Origin of the sequence: Pseudomonas sp. WS 5021, from assembly GCF_012985535.1 — a bacterium.
Lineage (GTDB): Bacteria > Pseudomonadota > Gammaproteobacteria > Pseudomonadales > Pseudomonadaceae > Aquipseudomonas.
The window spans coordinates 71,318-90,349 of record NZ_JAAQWP010000011.1 but is presented as its reverse complement, the minus strand read 5'-3'; the positions used below and the strand labels follow the sequence as shown (position 1 = coordinate 90,349).

At 62.2% G+C, this 19,032-nt stretch carries 20 protein-coding genes; 5 read left to right on the top strand and 15 right to left on the bottom strand.

Translation table 11 applies throughout. The annotated features are described in order from the left end of the window. The first annotated feature begins 10 nt into the window (after positions 1 to 10). Positions 11 to 529 carry an acyloxyacyl hydrolase gene (locus HBO19_RS26005; protein ID WP_170058580.1) on the top strand — a complete coding sequence of 173 codons (519 nt, stop codon included), beginning with the start codon at positions 11 to 13 and terminating at the stop codon, positions 527 to 529. A gap of 122 nt (positions 530 to 651) precedes the next feature. Here HBO19_RS26005 and HBO19_RS26000 read toward each other — a convergent pair whose 3' ends face one another. The 12 genes from HBO19_RS26000 to HBO19_RS25945 form a co-directional block, all read right to left on the bottom strand. After that, complete coding sequence (locus HBO19_RS26000; RefSeq protein ID WP_170058579.1) at positions 652 to 957, bottom strand: YkgJ family cysteine cluster protein; 306 nt, start codon at positions 955 to 957, stop codon at positions 652 to 654. A gap of 54 nt (positions 958 to 1,011) precedes the next feature. Then, on the bottom strand, positions 1,012 to 1,491 hold the full coding sequence (locus HBO19_RS25995; RefSeq protein WP_169954863.1) for a DUF2878 domain-containing protein: 480 nt from the start codon (positions 1,489 to 1,491) through the stop codon (positions 1,012 to 1,014). Further along, positions 1,484 to 2,755, bottom strand: a complete 1,272-nt coding sequence (locus tag HBO19_RS25990; protein WP_170058578.1) for a cyclopropane-fatty-acyl-phospholipid synthase family protein — start codon at positions 2,753 to 2,755, stop codon at positions 1,484 to 1,486. Before HBO19_RS25990 ends, HBO19_RS25995 begins: the two co-directional genes overlap by 8 nt. After that, positions 2,742 to 3,545, bottom strand: coding sequence for a DUF1365 domain-containing protein (locus tag HBO19_RS25985; RefSeq protein ID WP_169954865.1), 804 nt, complete (start codon positions 3,543 to 3,545; stop codon positions 2,742 to 2,744). Before HBO19_RS25985 ends, HBO19_RS25990 begins: the two co-directional genes overlap by 14 nt. After that, positions 3,542 to 4,789: an FAD-dependent oxidoreductase gene (locus tag HBO19_RS25980; RefSeq protein WP_170043034.1), complete on the bottom strand. Its 1,248-nt coding sequence runs from the start codon at positions 4,787 to 4,789 to the stop codon at positions 3,542 to 3,544. Before HBO19_RS25980 ends, HBO19_RS25985 begins: the two co-directional genes overlap by 4 nt. Next, positions 4,786 to 5,568: an SDR family NAD(P)-dependent oxidoreductase gene (locus HBO19_RS25975; protein WP_170043033.1), complete on the bottom strand. Its 783-nt coding sequence runs from the start codon at positions 5,566 to 5,568 to the stop codon at positions 4,786 to 4,788. Before HBO19_RS25975 ends, HBO19_RS25980 begins: the two co-directional genes overlap by 4 nt. Continuing rightward, the gene (locus tag HBO19_RS25970) at positions 5,565 to 5,987 is read right to left on the bottom strand and encodes a nuclear transport factor 2 family protein (RefSeq protein ID WP_170058577.1); all 423 of its coding nucleotides are present in this window, start codon (positions 5,985 to 5,987) and stop codon (positions 5,565 to 5,567) included. The genes HBO19_RS25975 and HBO19_RS25970 overlap by 4 nt, the downstream gene beginning before the upstream one ends. Beyond that, entirely contained in the window at positions 5,980 to 7,425 is a 1,446-nt protein-coding gene (gene phrB, locus HBO19_RS25965; RefSeq protein WP_170058576.1) for a deoxyribodipyrimidine photo-lyase, read from the bottom strand. The genes HBO19_RS25970 and phrB overlap by 8 nt, the downstream gene beginning before the upstream one ends. After that, complete coding sequence (locus HBO19_RS25960; RefSeq protein WP_169954870.1) at positions 7,426 to 8,361, bottom strand: MerR family transcriptional regulator; 936 nt, start codon at positions 8,359 to 8,361, stop codon at positions 7,426 to 7,428. It abuts the gene before it with no gap. A 3-nt stretch (positions 8,362 to 8,364) separates the two neighbouring features. Further along, complete coding sequence (locus tag HBO19_RS25955; RefSeq protein WP_170058575.1) at positions 8,365 to 9,336, bottom strand: DUF523 and DUF1722 domain-containing protein; 972 nt, start codon at positions 9,334 to 9,336, stop codon at positions 8,365 to 8,367. Positions 9,337 to 9,437: 101 nt separating this feature from the next. Further along, positions 9,438 to 9,653 (bottom strand): TIGR02450 family Trp-rich protein, encoded by a 216-nt coding sequence (locus tag HBO19_RS25950; protein ID WP_169954872.1) that lies wholly within the window; start codon positions 9,651 to 9,653, stop codon positions 9,438 to 9,440. After that, positions 9,650 to 10,636, bottom strand: a complete 987-nt coding sequence (locus HBO19_RS25945) for an FAD-dependent oxidoreductase (RefSeq protein ID WP_169954873.1) — start codon at positions 10,634 to 10,636, stop codon at positions 9,650 to 9,652. Before HBO19_RS25945 ends, HBO19_RS25950 begins: the two co-directional genes overlap by 4 nt. Before the next feature lie 197 nt (positions 10,637 to 10,833). Between HBO19_RS25945 and HBO19_RS25940 the strand changes: the two genes are divergently transcribed. Continuing rightward, positions 10,834 to 11,733, top strand: a complete 900-nt coding sequence (locus tag HBO19_RS25940) for a TIGR01777 family oxidoreductase (RefSeq protein WP_170058574.1) — start codon at positions 10,834 to 10,836, stop codon at positions 11,731 to 11,733. Between the two features lie 14 nt (positions 11,734 to 11,747). Next, positions 11,748 to 12,770 (top strand): ferrochelatase, encoded by a 1,023-nt coding sequence (gene hemH, locus HBO19_RS25935; RefSeq protein WP_169954875.1) that lies wholly within the window; start codon positions 11,748 to 11,750, stop codon positions 12,768 to 12,770. A gap of 156 nt (positions 12,771 to 12,926) precedes the next feature. On the opposite strand, the gene HBO19_RS25930 is transcribed toward hemH, so the two are convergent. From HBO19_RS25930 to algW, 3 genes are all read right to left on the bottom strand, one after another. Next, positions 12,927 to 13,646, bottom strand: a complete 720-nt coding sequence (locus HBO19_RS25930) for a DUF4198 domain-containing protein (RefSeq protein WP_170058573.1) — start codon at positions 13,644 to 13,646, stop codon at positions 12,927 to 12,929. A 12-nt stretch (positions 13,647 to 13,658) separates the two neighbouring features. Beyond that, complete coding sequence (locus HBO19_RS25925) at positions 13,659 to 15,767, bottom strand: TonB-dependent siderophore receptor (protein WP_170058572.1); 2,109 nt, start codon at positions 15,765 to 15,767, stop codon at positions 13,659 to 13,661. 75 nt (positions 15,768 to 15,842) lie between these two features. Beyond that, complete coding sequence (gene algW / locus HBO19_RS25920; protein WP_169954878.1) at positions 15,843 to 17,003, bottom strand: Do family serine endopeptidase AlgW; 1,161 nt, start codon at positions 17,001 to 17,003, stop codon at positions 15,843 to 15,845. A gap of 102 nt (positions 17,004 to 17,105) precedes the next feature. On the opposite strand from algW, the gene HBO19_RS25915 reads away from it, so the two are divergent. Both HBO19_RS25915 and cysD read left to right on the top strand, forming a co-directional pair. Further along, positions 17,106 to 17,864: a Nif3-like dinuclear metal center hexameric protein gene (locus HBO19_RS25915; protein ID WP_169954879.1), complete on the top strand. Its 759-nt coding sequence runs from the start codon at positions 17,106 to 17,108 to the stop codon at positions 17,862 to 17,864. A 249-nt stretch (positions 17,865 to 18,113) separates the two neighbouring features. Beyond that, the gene (gene cysD, locus HBO19_RS25910; RefSeq protein WP_029295601.1) at positions 18,114 to 19,031 is read left to right on the top strand and encodes a sulfate adenylyltransferase subunit CysD; all 918 of its coding nucleotides are present in this window, start codon (positions 18,114 to 18,116) and stop codon (positions 19,029 to 19,031) included. Position 19,032: the final 1 nt, after the last annotated feature.

The following is a 19,032-nucleotide window of genomic DNA, read 5'->3' as shown; positions in this document are numbered from 1 at the left end:
GATGTTTCTTATGAGGCGCTTGTTCTGTTTGGCTGCGATTGCGGCCGTCGTGGTGGGACACTCGGTTTCGGCCCAGGCTGCCGGCCTGGAGTTTGCGGTGGGGCATACCAGCGATTCGACCATGACTTATCGTCTGGGCCTGCAATCGGACTGGGACAAGAGCTGGTGGCAGAGCGATGTGGGGCGCCTGACTGGCTACTGGAGCGGCGCTTATACCTTCTGGGACGGTGACGAACGGGCGAGTGTCAGCAGCCTGTCGTTTTCGCCGGTGTTTGTGTATGAATTTGCCGGTGAGTCGGTCAAACCCTACATCGAAGCGGGGATCGGCCTGGCGCTGTTCTCACGCAGCCGGGTCGAAGACAACAACATTGGCGGCGCTTTCCAGTTCGAAGACCGCCTGGGCTTTGGCTTGCGCTTTGCCGGTGGGCACCAGGTGGGGATCCGTGCCACGCACTATTCCAACGCTGGCATCAGCAGCCACAACGATGGTATCGAGAGCTATTCGTTGAACTACACCATGCCGCTCTGATTTTCCCAGCACAGCAGAACCCATGTAGGAGCGGGCTTGCCCGCGATGCAGACGACTCGGTGCTTCAGACAAACCGAGGTGATGCTATCGCAGGCAAGCCAGCTCCCACATTTGCCCTGGGATCAGCGGTAGACCGTCGCAATCCCCAGGCGCTCTTCAAGGCACTCCGGCTCGCCCATCTCGAATTCCCGGCAGATCAGCGGTCGTTTCTCATAGATCGTGCACATCATCGTGTCGCGATCCAACGCCGCGCACCAGCCGTCGTCCAGGCGCAGCATGACTTCGCCGCCCCAATCGTCCGTATCGATAAAGCGATCAGGCACGCCAGTGTCGGTGATCAGCATGACTTCCAGCTGGCAGCAGCAGGCTGCGCACGTGGAGCAGGTGACGGCAGGTTCGGTGATTTGGGTGTGCGGGATGGTGGTCATAGGCGCGCAGTGTAAGGCAAGCCGGTCTAGCGCGTGTGAAAGCTCTGACAAACGTCAGCGCGCGAGCCGGTGCAGGCCAGGAAATACCACAGCCCACAGCAGCGCGATTGCCACCAGGGTTGGCACGGTGGCAAACCCGAAGCTCACACCGGCCAACTGGCTGCCGGCGTAGTACGACAGCGGCCCGCCCGCAGCTCCGAGCAGGCTTGCGCGCCACCAGGGCCGGGCGCTCCAGGCCAGGCAGTGGCGTAGGGTGGTCGCCAGCAGCGCCCACAGCAGGATCAGCCACGCAGGAATCAACGGGCCTGGATCACTGAATTCAAACACCCCGAGCGTGCGCAGCAGCGTGTCCAGCAGGGTGCCCAGCACGGTCACGCTCAAGATCAACCGCCACTCAACGGCCCACGAAGTTATCCACAGCAGGTGGACCGCCAGCACGCCCAGCCCGACCAACAACCACAGGCTGTCACCACCGATCACACAGGCAAACCAACCGCACTGGAACAACGCGGCGTTGGCCAGGTTTTTAAGCATTGAAGCGCCCGAGCAACGGTTGTGTCACCGCGCAGGGCTTGGCCAGCAGCAACTGCGCGGTGCCGATGGTGCGTTCCATAAAGCCGCCTTCGCAGTAGCACAGGTAGAACTCCCACAAGCGCAGGAAGTATTCGTCGTAGCCCAGTTCCGTCAGTCGACCGTGGGCGCGGCGAAAGTTCTCATGCCACAAGCGCAAGGTTCGCGCGTAATGCAGGCCGAAATCCTCCATGTGCAACAGGTTCATATCGGTGTCGCGGCTGACGATCTGCAACATCTTCTGTACACAGGGCAAGGCACCGCCGGGGAAGATGTAGCGCTGGATGAAGTCGACGCTGCCCTTGGCCTGTTCATAACGTTGTTCGCGAATGGTGATGGCCTGCAACAGCATCAACCCGTCGCTCTTGAGCAAGTGCGCGCATTGCTTGAAGTAGGTGGGCAGGAAACGATGGCCCACGGCCTCGATCATTTCGATGGACACCAGCTTGTCGTACTGCCCGCTCAGGTCGCGGTAGTCCTGCAACAGCAGCGTCACCTGGTCCTGCAGCCCCAAGGCCTGGATGCGCTGTTGGGTGTAGGCAAATTGCTCCTTGGACAAGGTGGTCGTGGTGACCTGGCAGCCGTACTGCTGCGCTGCATACAGGGCCATGCTGCCCCAGCCGGTGCCGATTTCCAGCAGGTGGTCCGATGGCTTGAGTGCCAGTTTCTGGCAAATGCGCTCCAGCTTGTTAAGTTGTGCCTGCTCCAGCGTGTCGTCGGCGGTAAGGAACTGCGCCGCCGAATACATCATGGTCGGGTCAAGAAACTCCTGGAACAGGTCGTTACCCAGGTCGTAGTGGGCGGCGATGTTTTTTTGCGAGCCCTTGCGGGTGTTGCGATTGAGCCAGTGCAGGCCTTGGGTGAGTGGGCGGGCCAGCTTGGCCAGGCCGCCTTCGAGGGCGTCCAGTACATCGAGGTTGCTGACCATCACGCGCACCACGGCGGTCAGGTCCGGGCTGCTCCAGAACCCATGGATAAACGCCTCGCCGGCGCCGATGGAACCGTTGGCGGCCACCAGGCCCCACACCGCCGGGTCGAGGATCTGGATCTCCCCCAGCAAGTGCGCTTCCCGTGCGCCGAACACCTGGCGCTCGCCGTCCTCGATCACCACCAGTTGGCCATGGCGCAGCTTGCCGAGTTGGCGCAGCACGGCTTTGCGCAACAGCGCGCCGGTCAGGCCGTTGACGTTCAGGCGGTTGGATTTGACCGATAAGCTAGGGGATTTCATGGCGACGATCCTTGGGATAGCCAATTGCACAGGCGCCATCGGCGGCCTGATGGGGAAAAATCGGTGTGCGTTTAAAGAGCAGGCGCAGCGCTTGCCAGTAGATGGCCAGGCAGGTCTTGGCGGTCATCCACGGAAAGCGCCGCAAGTAGCGATGCAGGCTGGCGCGGTCGAGGGCTTCGCGTTGCAGGCTCAAGGTGGCATCGAACACCTTGGTCTCGCCTTGCCAGTCGGCCATATGCACGCCCAGGCGCTGGCTCGGCGGGCTGAAGCTCATGCGGTATTCCAGGTCTCGGGGCAAAAACGGCGACACATGAAACGCCTTGGCCACCGCGAAATGCTGATGCTCGCCAACCGCCAGGGCCTGGGCCGGCAGCACGTAGTGATAACGCTCGCGCCATGGCGTGTTGGTCACTTCACAGACAATCGCCGCCAGTTGCCCGTCGGCCTCAAAGCAATAGAAGAAACTCACCGGGTTGAACGCCAGGCCCCAACTGCGGGCCTGGGTCAGCAGGCAGATGTTGCCCTGGGGGGTATGCCCCAGCGCCGTGCCGACCACTTGGCGCACGGCATCGATCAAGCAGGTGCCGTCGCGGGTCAATTCACGCAGGTAATCCTGCTGGCGAAACGCAAAGGGCGCGAAGCGGCCATGACCTGCTAAGGGCGACAGCCCCAGCACCTGTTCCTGTTCGCTCAGATCCAGGTACAGCAGGCCAATGCGATAGCGAAACGCATGGCCTTTGGGGGTGAAGCGCCGGTGGGCGATCCAGCCGCTGTAGAGCGCGCTGTTCACAGGGTTTCCCCAAAGGCTTGGGCCACGCGCAGGGCGCTGACCACGCCGTCTTCATGAAAACCGCTGGCCCAGTAGGCCCCGCAATAATAGGTGTGCCGGGCGCCATGCAGTTCTTCCCAGCGCGCTTGCGCCGCCACCGCCGCCAGGCTGTATTGCGGATGGGCATAGGTATAGCGGGCGAGAATCTTCAGCGGGTTGATAATCGCCGTCTGGTTGAGGCTCACACAAAAGGTGGTGGGGCTGTCGATGCCTTGCAGGATGTTCATGGCATAGGTGACGGCTGCCGGCTTGTGCGTGCTGGCGTCCATCCGATAGTTCCAGCTGGCCCAGGCCAGTGGGCGATCGGGCAGCAAGCGGGTGTCGGTGTGCAGGGCCACGTCATTGTCGGCGTAGGTTATCGCCCCAAGAATCTGCTGCTCCGCCTGGCTGGGATCGTCCAGCAGGGCCAGGGCCTGGTCGCTGTGGCAGGCGAAGACGACCTTGTCGAAAATTTCACGGCCATCGGCACTGTGGATAACCACGCCTTCTGGTGTGCGCTCGACTTTTTGCACTGGGCAGTTGAGGCGGATCTGCTGGCCAAACGAGCGGGTCAGCGGCTCGATGTAACGACTGGAGCCACCCTCGATCACGCACCACTGCGGCCGATTGTTCACCGACAGCAAGCCGTGGTTCTTGAAGAACCGCACGAAGAACTGCAGCGGGAACCCCAGCATGTCCGCCAGGGGCATCGACCAGATCGCCGCGCCCATGGGCACGATGTAGTGGCGGATAAACCGCGGGCCGTAGTTGCCCGCCTGCAAGTATTCGCCCAGGGTCATCTGTGCGCTGATGCGCTGCTCCTGCAAATCCAGGGGCGCCTGGCGATTGAAACGCAGGATGTCGCGCAACATGCCCCAGAAACCCGGGGACAGGAGATTGCTGCGCTGGGCGAACAGGCTGTTGAGGTTGTTGCCGTTGTACTCGACATTTTCCTCGGGGTCGCACACCGAAAAACTCATTTCGGTCGGCTTGAACGGCACGCCGATCTGCCCCAGCAGGCGGATGAAGTTGGGGTAGGTCCAGTCGTTGAACACAATAAACCCGGTGTCCACCGCATACCGCGTGCCCTCGACGGTCACGTCTACCGTATGGGTATGGCCGCCAATCCGGTCGGCGGCTTCGAACACCGTGATGTCGTGACGGCGGCTGAGCAGATAGGCACTGGTCAGCCCGGAAATACCGCTGCCGATTATGGCGATCTTCACAGGTCGTCCTTCTGCGGCGGCGGGCTGCGCAGCATGCGTTTGCCGATGATCAGTTGCGCGCGGTTCGGCAGTTTCGACAGTGGCCACAGTGTGGCGATGAACAGCGCTGGGAAGGCGATTTCCAGCGGGCGTTTTTCCAGTTTGCCGAAAATATGCCGCGCGGCCTTGTCGGCCGGCCAGCTCAGGGGCATGGGGAAATCGTTGCGTTCGGTCAGTGGCGTATCGACGAAACCGGGGCTGACTACCGTGACATCAATGCCTTCGGGAGACAGGTCGATGCGCAGGGATTCGAACAAGTAGCGCAGGCCGGCCTTGGACGCGCCATAGGCTTCTGCGCGGGGCATCGGCAGGTAGGTGACGGCACTGGCGACCCCCACCAGGTGCGGGGTGTGACCGGCACGCAGCAGTGGCAGCGCGGCTTCGATGCAATAACTGCTGGCCAGCAGGTTGGTGCGCACCACGTGTTCGATAATCGACGCATCGAACTGCCGGGCATCCACATACTCGCAGGTGCCGGCATTCAGGATCACGGTGTCCAGGGCGCCCCAGGTCTGTGCGATCTGCTCGCCGATTTCCCGTACGACCTGGCTGTTGGTCAAGTCTCCGGCCACCACCAGCACTTGGCCGGGGTAACGTTGGGCCAGTTGTTCCAGCGGCGCCTTGGAACGTGCACTCAGCGCCACCTGCGCGCCACTGCCGAGCAACTCTTCGGCCAGGGCGGCACCGATGCCACTGCTTGCTCCTGTCAGCCAATAACGGCGTGGCGATTTCAGGCTCATGCCATTCTCCCTTTCAACCAACGGACCAGCCGGCCAAGTACCGGCAGGTGTTCGTAAAGCAGCGCTCCAGCATCAAAGTAATCGCGGTGCCGGTAGACCTTGTCGTGCCATAGCAGGTGGGAGCAGCCTTGCACCTGAATCTGTTGGCCGCCCGCCAGGCGCGGGTGGCAGAAACTCATGGTCCAGCGTAGATAACCCTCGCCTTCGGCCACGTGGTCGAAGCCGTGGAAGTCAAAATGCAGTTGCCTGACGTTGCTGTAAAGCTCGGCGAAGTACGCATTCAGCGCGCTGATGCCGTGGACCTGGTGCAGTGGATCGCTAAACGATATGTCCTGGCTGTACAGGCTGTCGAGCCGGTGCAGGTTGTGTTTGTTAAGACCGGCGAAAGACTGGGCAAACTGGCGCAGGAAATCACTCATACCCACCTCCTGCCGCCTGGCGCGGGGGCAGGGCACGAAAGGCCGCCAACGCCCGCTCGCGGGAAGACTTCAGGTCGACGATGGGCCGTGGGTAGTCGGCCACGCCAAACAGGCCGCCGACGGCGTCGGGGTTGTGCACTTCCTTTTTGTTCAATCCCGCCAGTTGCGGCAGCCACTGCTTGATAAAACGCCCTTCGCCGTCGAATTTCTCGGACTGGCTCAACGGGCTGAAAATGCGGAAATACGGCGCCGAGTCGGTGCCGGTGGACGAACTCCACTGCCAGCCGCCGTTATTGGCCGCCAGGTCGCCGTCGATCAGGTGCCGCATAAAAAAGCGCTCGCCCTCGCGCCAGTCGATCAAAAGGTTCTTGGTCAGGAACATCGCCACCACCATGCGCAGGCGGTTATGCATCCAGCCGGTTTCCAGGAGCTGGCGCATCGCGGCGTCGATGATCGGCAGGCCGGTGCGCGCCTCTTGCCAGGCGGCCAGGTCGGCGGGGGCGTGGCGCCAGGCCACGGCTTCGGTTTCCGGGCGAAAGGCACGATGGCGCGACACCCGTGGGTAGCCCACCAGGATATGTTTGTAGAACTCACGCCACAGCAGCTCGTTGATCCAGGTGATTGCACCGATATCGCCGCTTTCGAACTCTCCCTGGTTGCTTTGCAGCGCCGCATGCAGGCACTGGCGCGGCGAGACCACGCCAGCAGCGAGGTACGCAGAGAGTTGGCTGGTGCCGGGCTTGGCCGGAAAGTCGCGTTCGTCCTTGTAGTAGCTGATCTGGGCATCGGCAAATTGCCCGAGGCGCCGCTGTGCCTCGTCTTCACCGGCCGGCCACAGGGCGCGCAGGGTGTCGCTGGGCGCGGCGAATCCTCTGACCTGTTCGGGAACCTTGTCGCTGACCAATGCCAAGGCCGCCTGGGCCTTGGGCGTCGGCACCCGGCGTGGCAGGGCACTGTGCAGGCGGTTGTAACAGACCTTGCGAAACTGGCTGAACACTTGGAAGTAGGTGCCGGTCTTGGTCAGTACGCTGCCGGGTTGGAACAGCAGTTGGTCCAGGTAACTGTAAAAATCCACCCCTTGTGCTTCCAGGGCCTGGGCTACGGCGGCATCACGCCGGCTTTCGTGGATCCCGTACTCTTCGTTGGCGTGGACGGTCTCGACCGCCAAGGCCTGGCACAGCTCGACCAATACCTGTGGCACTTGATCCCATGTATCGGCGTGGCGGATCAGCAGTGGGATATTCAATTCACCCAGGGCCTGGCCCAGGCACTTGAGGTTGCGCAGCCAAAAGTCGACTTTGCACGGCGCATCGTCATGGGCCAGCCATTGGTCCGGCGTGATCAGGTACACCGCCGCCGTCGGGCCACGCTGGCAGGCGGCAGCGAGGGCGGTGTTGTCATGTAGGCGCAGGTCGCTGCGCAGCCAGATCAGGTGCATTTAAAGAAGCCCACGCTGGATCAGGAGCTGATGGGCCGACAACGGGTCTTCGGCCAGCAACAGTTCAGGGATGTCTTGGGTTAATACCGCCAACTCGGCCTGGTGGATGCACACCGTTGGTCCGGCGAGGAGGATTGGGCAACTACTGCCGCTCAAGAGTTTCGGCAGCGCCGCCAGATTGATGGCCTTGCTGGAGTAGAGCACCACGGCGCGTGGTTGCAGGTGTTCGACCGCCAGGGCCAGTTCGCCGGTGGGCAACGGCCAGTCGAAGACTTCCACCGGGCAATCGGCGCTGCTGGCCAACCAGGCGCTCAACCACAGGTGCGGCTCCAGCGGCAGGTCGCAATGGTTGATCAGCAATAACGGGGAGCCACTGAGTTGGCGATTGTTGTGATACATCCGCGCGCCAAATTTGCTGCGCAGCCAAGAGTGGAAAAACACCCGCTCCATCTGCGCGCCGAACTGGCCTTGCCAGCGCTGTTCCAGTTCCTTGAGCAGCGGCAGCAACAGTTGCTCGCACAGGGTGCGCGGGGGGTAGAGGGCCATGGCCTGGTTGAACACATCATCGACCCGGCGCTCGGCCAGTTGGCTGATGGCTTGCACTAGGGTCTGGCGCAGGCCCTGCCATTCGTTTTCGCCGCTGTCGTCCACCGGCTGGGCGCTGTCGATCAACTGCTTGACCTGGCTGACCGGCACGCCACGGTTGAGCCAGGTCAGGATGGCCTGGATGCGCTGCACATGCTCAGTGTTGAACAGCCGATGGCCCTTGGGCGTGCGCTGCGGCACGATCAGGCCATAGCGCCGTTCCCAGGCACGCAGGGTCACGGCGTTGACCCCGGTCTGGCGCGCCACTTCGCGAATCGGCAGCCAGCCTTGTTCCAGGGCCTGGGCGACGTCTTCGACGGGGTGGGTGGGGTGGTGCAGGGAAGCATTCATGGGTTAGATCGCATTACGCAGGCTGAGATTTTCCGGATGCGGTTGCAGGTAGGCCTGCTGCGCGATGTAGCGGTCCGGATGTTGGCGAAAGTGATGTTTGAGCAAGGTCAGCGGCACCACCAGCGGCACGATGCCGTGGCGGTATTGGCCGATCAGGGTTTGCATCTCCTGTTTGTCCTCGGCGCTGAGGGCTTGCTTGAGATAGCCGCTGATGTGCTGCAGCACGTTGGAATGGGTGCCACGGGTGGCGCACTTTTTCAGGGCACTCATCAGCTCGCTGAAATAGTCCCTGGCCAAGGCATGCAGGTCGCAGCCCTTGCCCATGCTGCCCAGCAGATGGCCGAGGCTTTTGTAGTGGGCTGGGCTGTGGGCCATCAGCAGGTATTTGTAGCGCGAGTGAAAGGCCAGCAGGCGGTGGCGGGTCAAGCCCTCGGCCAGTAGTTGCTGCCAGCTGGCATACACAAACACCCGGGTGAGGAAATTTTCGCGCAGCACCGGGTCATGCAGGCGGCCATCTTCTTCCACTGGCAGATTGGGGTGGCGGGCGCAGAATGCCTGGGCATAGATGCCGCGCCCGCCGCCATCCACCGGGGTGCCGTTGTCGCGGTAGACCTTGACCCGTTCCAGGCCGCACGACGGTGACTTCTGCATGAAGATGTAGCCGCACAGGTCGGTGTGCTCGGCGGCGATGTCCTGGCCGTAGGTGTCCAGCGCGGCGGTCACGTTCAGTTCGCGGTGCACCGTGCCCACGGCCTGCGGTTGCTGCGGGTCGCCCACCAGGCGAATCGGCTCACGGGGGATGCCCAGGCCGATGGCCACTTCCGGGCACAGGGGCACGAAGTCGAAGTAGTCAGCGAGGGTCTGGCTGCACAGAGGGGATTGTTTGTGCCCGCCATTGAAGCGCACGTTCTCGCCGAGCAGGCAGGCGCTGATGGCGATCTTGGGTTTGCCGGTGGCGGACACAGGGGTGGACATGGCAAAACCTCTACAAGATTCCTGTACAGCATGTAATTCCTGTACAACTTAATCTCATCATAGGTCTGAAGCTATACAAGTCAAATTATTTGTACAGGTTTTTACTGCCAGCCGATTTTCCACTGCCCGGCATCTTGCAGGCTTTGCCAGGCCAGGCGCTCTGCGCGACGGGTCAGGACCGCTTGCAGTTCTATCTCCAGCACGCGGCCTTGTTCATCGCGAAACAACTCAGTGACCAGGAAATGCTTTTCCTTGTGCCGAGGCTGGGTGGCGGTCCATTTCGAGAGCAGTAATTTCGCCGGGTTGATGCGCTTCATTGCAGGTGCTCAAGCAGGCGCCGCGCGGCTTCCTGGCCGCTGAGCCATGCGCCTTCGACCCTGCCTGACAGGCACCAGTCGCCGCATACGTAGAGGCCCAGGTCGGCATCCGCCAGCACTCCCCATTCATGGCTGCCCGCCGGGCGGGCGTACAGCCAGCGGTGGGCGAGGCTGAAGGAGGGCGCCGGCATGCTGCAATGCAGCAGTTCGGCAAAGGCGCCGTGGAGCAGTTCGATGATGGCTTCCTTGGGCAGGTCCAGGTGCCTTTTGCTCCAGGCACTGGTGGCGTGCAGGATCCAGGTGTCTGGCGTGGCGTCACGCCCTGGTTTGCTGCGGTTGCGGGCCAGCCAGTCGAGGGGGCTGTCTTGTACGAAACAGCCTTCCATCGGCGTATCCAGCGGCGTGTCGAATGCCAGGGCGACAGCCCAGGTCGGGTCCATTTTCACCCCGGCCGCCGTGCTCGCCAGTTTGGGCGCCGCCGCCAGCAATGCCGTGGCCTGGTGGGCTGGGGTGGCGATGATCACATGGCTGAAGGGGCCATGGTTGCCGCCGTCGGCGTCCAGCAGGTTCCAGTGTTGCTGGCCCTGGAACACTTCGGTGATCCGGCAGCCAAACTCCACCGGCAGGTCATCCAGCAATGCACGGGTGATGGCGCTCATGCGCGGGGTGCCGACCCAGCGGGTCTGTTCGTCGGGGGAGGGGCTCAGTTGGCCGGATTGGCAGTTGTAGAGTTGCGGTTCCCACTCGGCGGCCCAGCCATTGGCTTGCCAGCGTTGCACTTCATTGACGAAGCGCCGGTCGCGCGCAGTGAAGTACTGCGCGCCCAGGTCCAGTGCACCGGCCTCGCTGCGCTTGCTGGACATACGCCCGCCACTGCCACGGCTTTTATCGAAGAGTTGTACAACGTGCCCGGCATCTTTTAACGCTCGGGCGGCCGAAAGTCCGGCGATGCCGGTACCGATGATCGCGATGGGAACAGTCATGGGAGGCCTCGTTTTACCGTTGGGTACAGACTACGCCGACACCAATAGCTGTACAATATTGTTTTTTGGTATAAGTTTCGGCATGCCTGAATGTGTCGCGTGACCTATGGTTAAACCCAGGTCGCGGCCGATTAAAAAGATCCCTGCTTATAAAATAGACCAGCGATGCCCGGCCAACGTTACAGGAGGAAGATCTCATGCATATTTTGCTGACCGGCGGTACAGGTCTGATCGGCCGCCAGCTCTGCCAGCACTGGAGCGCCCAGGGGCATCGGTTGACGGTCTGGAGCCGCAACCCCGCGCAGGTCGTCACGTTGTGCGGTGCGCAGGTGCAGGGCGTGGCCCGTTTGCAGGACGTGACGCAGCCGGTGGATGCCGTTATCAACCTGGCCGGCGCGCCGATTGCCGACCGCCTCTGGACCCACAAACGCAAGGCGCTGCTGTGGAGCAGTCGCATCAGCCTGACGGAAACCCTGCTGGCCTGGCTTGAAGGCCTGGCGGTAAAACCTGCGGTATTGATCAGTGGTTCGGCGGTGGGCTGGTACGGCGATGGCGGTGAGCGCGAGCTGACCGAAGCCAGCGGCCCGGTGCAGGACGATTTCCCCAGCCAGTTATGCATTGCCTGGGAAGAAACCGCCCAGCGCGCCGAAGCCTTTGGCCTGCGGGTGGTGCTGGTGCGTACTGGCCTGGTGCTAGCGGCGCAGGGCGGCTTTTTGTCGCGGCTGTTGCTGCCCTTCAAGCTGGCGCTGGGCGGGCCTATCGGCAACGGTCGGCAGTGGATGCCGTGGGTGCATATCAAGGATCAAATCGCCCTGATTGATTTTCTTCTGCACAAACCTGACGCCAGCGGTCCTTATAATGCCTGCGCGCCGCAGCCGGTGCGTAACCGCGAGTTCGCCAAGACCCTGGGCCAGGTGCTGCACCGCCCGGCGTTCATGCCGATGCCGGCGTTTGCCTTGCGGGTGGGTTTGGGCGAGTTGTCCGGGCTGTTGCTGGGCGGGCAGAAGGCGTTGCCCGAGCGGTTGTTGGCCGCCGGTTTCACTTTTCAGTTCACTGAGTTGCACGCGGCCCTGGACGACTTGTCCAGCCGCCTCTAGAGATAGGATGTTGCATGACGGATCACGCGTTGTTACTGGTCAACCTGGGCTCACCGGCGTCCACTTCGGTGGCCGATGTGCGCAGCTACCTCAATCAGTTTTTGATGGACCCGTATGTGATTGACCTGCCGTGGCCGGTCCGGCGCTTGCTGGTGTCGCTGATCCTGATCAAGCGTCCCGAGCAGTCGGCCCACGCCTACGCTTCGATCTGGTGGGATGAAGGCTCGCCGCTGGTGGTGCTCAGCCGTCGCCTGCAACAGCAGATGACTGCGCAGTGGACCCAGGGCCCGGTGGAGCTGGCGATGCGCTATGGCGAACCGTCGATTGAGAGCGTGCTGACTCGCCTTGCTGGCCAAGGTATCCACAAAGTCACGCTGGCGCCGTTGTATCCACAGTTTGCCGACAGCACCGTGACCACGGTGATCGAAGAAGCGCGGCGTGTGGTGCGCGATCAGCAGCTCAACCTGCAGTTCTCGATCCTGCAACCGTTCTACGACCAGCCGGAATACCTCGACGCCCTGGTGGCCAGTGCCAAGCCGCATTTGCAGCAGGATTACGATCACCTGCTGTTCAGCTTCCACGGCCTGCCGGAGCGGCACCTGAACAAGCTCAACCCCGGGCATTCCCTGGAAGGCGCGGGCGACTGCTGCGCCAATGCGTCGCCGCAGGTGCGCACCACCTGTTATCGCGGGCAGTGCTTCAGCGTCGCCCGCGATTTTGCCGCGCGCATGGGCCTGGCGGACGATAAATGGTCGGTGGCGTTCCAGTCGCGCCTGGGCCGGGCGAAGTGGATCGAACCCTATACCGAGGCCCGCCTGGAGGCCTTGGCCCGGCAGGGGGTGAAGAAGTTGCTGGTGATGTGCCCGGCGTTTGTCGCCGATTGCATCGAGACCCTGGAAGAGATTGGTGATCGCGGCCTGGAGCAGTTCCGCGAAGCCGGCGGTGAGGAGTTGGTGCTGGTGCCGTGCCTCAATGATGATCCGCAATGGGCGGCGGCGCTCAATACCTTGTGCGAAAGAGCGCCTGTCAGCCTCTAGTGTGGGGGCTTGTGTAGGAGCTGGCTTGCCTGCGATGCAGGCACCTTGGTGTGTCATTCATACCAAGGTGATGCTATCGCAGGCAAGCCAGCTCCCACACAAGTCAGCCCCAGGCAAGTCCTACACAAGCAGGCTCCCACATGGCTTCAGTGGTGTTCACTCATGATGGGGCTGGCCGAGGAAGGTCAGTGAGCTGAACAGCGCGCGGGCCTGTACCTCGCTGTCACCCTTGACCGGCACTTCTGTCTGCGCCGCAATCACATTCAATGCCTCGTTGCGCACCAGTACCTGGGCCCGGCCATCCTTGTCGGTCTCGGTGCTCAGGGTATTGGGCGCGCTGCGGTAGTCACCAATCAACTTGATCCCGGCGGCAGGCTTGCCGTCGATCAGCACCCGTACGGGCAGCGATTGGCCGGGGCCGACGGTCAGCGGGTCGACCTCGGGCACAATCACCATTCTCAATTGATCCAGCTTGGGCAGCTTGGCCCCGGCCTGATAGATCGCCAGGCTGTACTTCAGGGCCTGGGTGGTTTCGACGGCGCCAGGTACCTGGCTGCGGCCCTTGTTCACCCACTTCTTGTCCGGGGTTTGCGACCACAAGCCGTTATCAAAGGCCACCGCCAGCACGGCAGGCGGCTTGAGCGGTTGCAGGCGCGCCTGATCGTCCAGGCGCTGCACGGTCACCGGGATCATCCGGCCACTGGCGTCGTAGGCCCAGGCGCCGCTGACTTTCCTCGCCTTGAAGGCTTCATCCTCGGCACCGTGGCCGTAGACCACCTCGACATGGCCCCGGCGTTGTTCGGTCCACAGGCCATGGGCCGAGACCTGGGTGGCGAACAGCAGGCCGAGCACGGCCAATGATTTGAGCGCTTGCATGGTGAGGTCCTTTTACAGGTTGAGGGTCAGGCTGACGGTGAAGTTGCGCGGCTCTCCGGGGTTGACCCAGTAGTTGCTGTAGGAGCGCTCGTAATACTTTTCGTCGAACAGGTTGTTGAGGTTCAGGCCCACGGTGACGTTATCGCTGGCCTTGTAATGGGCCAGCAGGTCGACGGTATGGTAGGCCGGCAACTCGAAGCTTTTACCGGCCTCGCCCGAACGGTCGCCGACGTAGGTAAACGCCGCGCCCAGGTCCGAGCCACGCAGGGCGCCATCCTGGAACTCGTACACGCCCAACAGGCTGCCACTGCGCTTGGCCACGCCGAGAATGCGGCTGCCGGCGGGGATCTCTTTGTCGCCCTGGGTCACTTCGGCATCGATGTAGGCAAACGCGCCAATCACCCGTACGGCATCCGTCAGTTGCCCAGTCAGTTGCAGGTCGAAGCCCTGGCTGCGGGCCTTGCCGATGGCGCGCTTGGTGTCGGTGGCCGGGTCCGTGGCCAGGGTGTTTTCCTTTTCGATATGGAAGGCGGCCAGGGTAGTGCTCAGGCGGTCGTCGAACAGCTCGCTCTTGATCCCCACTTCATAGCCGATGCCTTCCTCGGGCTTGAGGAAATTGCCGGCTGCGTCCAGCTCACTTTGCGGTTTGAACGAGGTGGAGGCGTTGGCAAACAGGCCCACTTGCGGGGTCAGTTGATACAGCAGGCCCGCCCGTTGGGTCATGACATCGTGGGTTTTCTGGCTCTTGGCACCGTTCCGGGTGAAGTCCTCCGAGCGTTGCTCGACATGCTCCAGGCGCACGCCAACCACACCGCGCAGGCGGTCGGTAAAGACGATCTGGTCTTGCAGGTTCAGCGCCTGGCTTTTCACCTGGGTGAAAAAATCACTGCCGGTGCGCTCGCCATTGGGCTTGGGCTGGCCATAGACCGGACGGTAGATATCAATCGGGTAACGGCCGGCGATGGCGGTCACCCGTTCTTTCTTGCGGTAGTCCTCGTACTCGGTGCCGATCAGCAGTTCATGCTGCCAACTGCCCACCTCGAACAGGCCGCGCAACTCCAGTTGGGTGATGCTGTCGTGCCAACCCATGGAGCGTTGGCGGTAGCGGCGGTTGATAGTATGGCCGTCGGCATTCAGCGCGCGGTTTTCCGACGCTTCGCCCCACAGGCTGCCCTGTTTGTAGTGGCTGGCCAGGCGCAGCTTCCAGGCATCGTTCAAGTGATGTTCGAGGGTGGCTTGCAGGCGGTTGTTGTGGTTGTCGATATCGCCGTCGTTGGGCTCGCCGAGGAAGGTCGAGCGGGACATGCCGCTCCAGCGGTTGTTGGGGGCGACTAGGCCGCGGTCGAAGGTCGAGCTGTGGCGCACGAACTCACTTTCCACCAGCAGGCTGGTGTCCGGGTCCAGTTGCCAACTGAACGAGGGCGCGACAAACACTCGCTTGCTCTGCACATGGTCGCGGAAGCTGTGGTTGTCCTCCACTGCCAGGTTGACCCGCGACAGCACATTGCCTTCGCTGTCCAGCGGGGTGTTCATGTCGATGGCGGTACGGTAGCGGTCCCAGCTGCCGGCGCTGGTCTGCACGGTGGTGAAGGCTTCGGCTTGGGGCTTCTTGGTGACAATGTTCACCGTGCCGCCGGGATCACCACGGCCATACAGGCTGGCGGCGGGGCCCTTGAGCACTTCGATGCGTTCGATATTGGCCACGTCCGGTGTGCTGGGGTAGCCGCGGTTGGCGCTGAAACCGTCCTGATAGAACTGCGAGGTGGTGAAGCCACGAATGCTGTATTCGTAAAGGGTCAGGCCACCAAAGTTGTTCTGCTTGGACACGCCGCCGGCAAATTCCAGGGCGCGCTCGACGTTGTTGCTGCCCAGGTCCTTGAGCACCGTGGCGGGAATCACACTGATCGATTGTGGGATATCGCGCAGGGCCGTGTCGGTCTTGGTCGCGCTGGCCGAACGGGTTGCGCGGTAGCCCTTGACCGGGCCGGTGGCGGACTCATAGGCCTCGCCGGTGATGCTGGTGGTGCCCAGTTCAAGGGGGTGGGTGTCTTCGGCAAACACCGGGTCTACCAGCAATCCCAAGGCGAGACCGGCCAGGGGCGCAAACTTTCGAGACGTCATGGTCTAACATTCCAATATCAATATTGAAATAATATAACATGACTATTGAGAGTGTATCTCTTTAAGGATCGTCGTTTATTCCTGCTCTTTCACCGTTGCCGGTGCCGGCGGCGGGCGCAGGCCCACTTCGGCCAGCAGCTTGATTTCCTTGCCGTTGCGCATCACCTGGATCGCGACCTTTTCCGTCGGTTTGATTCGCGCCACCTGGTTCATCGAACGCCGGCCGTCGCCCGCCGGTTCGCCGTCGATACTGAGGATCACATCGCCCACCTGCATCCCGGCCTTTTCCGCCGGGCCGCCGCGCAGGATGCCGGCAATCACGATGCCTGGGCGCCCGGTCAGGCCAAAGGACTCCGACAGCTCCTTGGTCAGCGGCTGCACTTCAATCCCCAGCCAGCCGCGAATCACCTGGCCGTGCTCGATGATCGACTTCATCACTTCCATCGCCAGCTTGACCGGGATCGCGAAGCCGATGCCTTGGGAGCCACCGGATTTGGAGAAGATCGCGGTGTTGATGCCGGTCAGGTTGCCACTGGCATCCACCAGCGCGCCGCCGGAGTTGCCCGGGTTGATCGCCGCGTCGGTCTGGATGAAGTCTTCGTAGCTATTGAGGCCCAGCTGATTGCGCCCCGTGGCGCTGATGATGCCCATGGTCACCGTCTGGCCGACGCCGAACGGGTTGCCGATCGCCAGCGCCACGTCACCCACGCGCAGGCCCTCGGAGCGGCCGATGGTGATGGACGGCAGGTTCTTCAGGTCGATCTTCAGGACGGCAAGGTCGGTTTCCGGGTCGCTGCCCACCACCCGCGCCAGGGTTTCGCGGCCATCACGCAGGGCCACGACAATCTGGTCGGCGCCGGTGCTCACATGGTTGTTGGTCAGGATGTAGCCTTGCGGGCTCATGATCACCCCGGAACCGAGGCTCGACTCCATGCGGCGCTGCTTGGGCGAGTTGTCGCCGAAAAAGCGCCGGAACTGTGGGTCTTCGAACAGTGGGTGCGCCGGTTTATTGATGACTTTGGTGGTGTACAGGTTGACCACCGCAGGCGCGGCCACCACCACCGCATCGGCGTAGGTCACCGGGCCCTGTTGCACCGCGCTGGTTTGCGGCGCCTGTTGCAGGTTGACGTCCAGGCTTGGCAGGCCGACCCATTGCGGATAACGCTGAATGATCAGCATCGCGATCAGCACGCCGGCCAACAATGGCCATCCAAAATAACGCAGTGCCTTGAGCATCAAGTAAGTCCTGACAGGTTGCAGGGGGCGCGGGAGCGCCCATAATGTCGCGCATTATACGAGGCCGCGAGCGCCTCTGAACGGGATATTTAGGAGTCTTTTATGGCCGTCGCCCTGAGCACCTTGGTTGAAGAAGCGGATCGCTACTTGAACAGTGCGAAAATTGCCGATTACTGCCCCAATGGCCTGCAGGTAGAAGGCCGGCCGCAGGTGTTGCGCATTGTCAGTGGCGTGACCGCCAGCCAAGCGCTGCTCGACGCGGCGGTGGAGGCCAAGGCCGACCTGGTGCTGGTGCATCACGGCTATTTCTGGAAAGGCGAAAGCCCGTGCATCACCGGCATGAAGCAGCGCCGCCTCAAGACCCTGCTCAAGCACGACATCAGCCTCTTGGCCTACCACCTGCCGCTGGACCTGCACCCGGAAGTGGGCAACAACGTGCAATTGGCCCGCCAGTTGGACATTACCGTCGAAGGCCCGCTGGACCCGGACAACCTCAAGGTCGTGGGGCTGGTGGGCTCCCTGGCCGAGCCGCTGTCGGCGCGGGATTTCGCTCGGCGCGTGCAGGAAGCCATGGGCCGCGAGCCGTTGCTGATCGAAGGCAGCGCGATGATCCGCCGCGTGGGCTGGTGCACCGGCGGCGGCCAGGGCTACATCGACCAGGCCGTGCTGGCCGGGGTGGATTTGTACCTCAGCGGCGAAGCCTCGGAGCAGACCTTCCACAGCGCCCGGGAAAACGACATCAGCTTTATCGCCGCCGGTCATCACGCCACCGAGCGTTATGGCGTGCAGGCCCTGGGCGACTACCTGGCCCGGCGCTTTGCCCTGGAACACCTGTTTATCGATTGCCCCAACCCGATCTAAGCCCCCATTGCATCCACTGTAGGAGCCGGCTTGCCGGCGATGAGGCCCTTGAGTCATGCATTGATTTCAAGGACACCATCGCCGGCAAGCCGGCTCCTACGGGGCGATGTACGGCCAAACGAGGCGGTATATCCATATACCGTTTCGATCTAGCTGGCTCCCTGAATAGAAGAAGGTGCTGTGCTAGCATGCCCCGCTCGAACACGGCCCGCAGGCCGTCCAAAAAGAATCGTTTTTCCGTGAGTAGCCATGGTCGATAAACTGACGCATCTGAAACAGCTGGAGGCGGAGAGCATCCACATCATCCGTGAGGTTGCCGCCGAGTTCGACAACCCGGTGATGCTCTACTCCATCGGCAAAGACTCCGCCGTGATGCTGCATCTGGCGCGCAAGGCATTCTTCCCGGGCAAGCTGCCGTTTCCGGTGATGCATGTGGACACTCAGTGGAAATTCCAGGAAATGTACAAATTCCGCGACCGCATGGTCGAGGAACTGGGCCTGGAGCTGATCACCCACGTCAACCCGGACGGCGTGGCGCAGGGCATCAACCCGTTTACCCACGGCAGCGCCAAGCACACCGACATCATGAAGACCGAAGGCCTGAAACAAGCCTTGGACAAGTATGGTTTCGACGCAGCGTTCGGCGGCGCCCGTCGCGATGAAGAGAAATCCCGCGCCAAAGAGCGCGTGTACTCGTTCCGCGACAGCAAGCACCGCTGGGACCCGAAAAACCAGCGTCCGGAGCTGTGGAACGTCTACAACGGCAACGTCAACAAGGGCGAGTCGATCCGCGTGTTCCCGCTGTCCAACTGGACCGAGCTGGATATCTGGCAGTACATCTATCTGGAAGGTATCCCGATCGTGCCGCTGTACTTCGCCGCCGAACGCGAAGTGATCGAGAAGAACGGCACGCTGATCATGATCGACGACGAGCGCATCCTCGAGCACCTGTCCGACGAAGACAAAGCCCGTATCGTCAAGAAGAAAGTACGTTTCCGTACCCTTGGCTGCTACCCGTTGACGGGCGCGGTGGAGTCCGAAGCCGAGACGCTGACGGACATCATCCAGGAAATGCTCCTGACGCGAACTTCCGAGCGCCAGGGCCGTGTCATCGACCACGATGGCGCCGGCTCGATGGAAGACAAAAAACGTCAGGGTTATTTCTAAG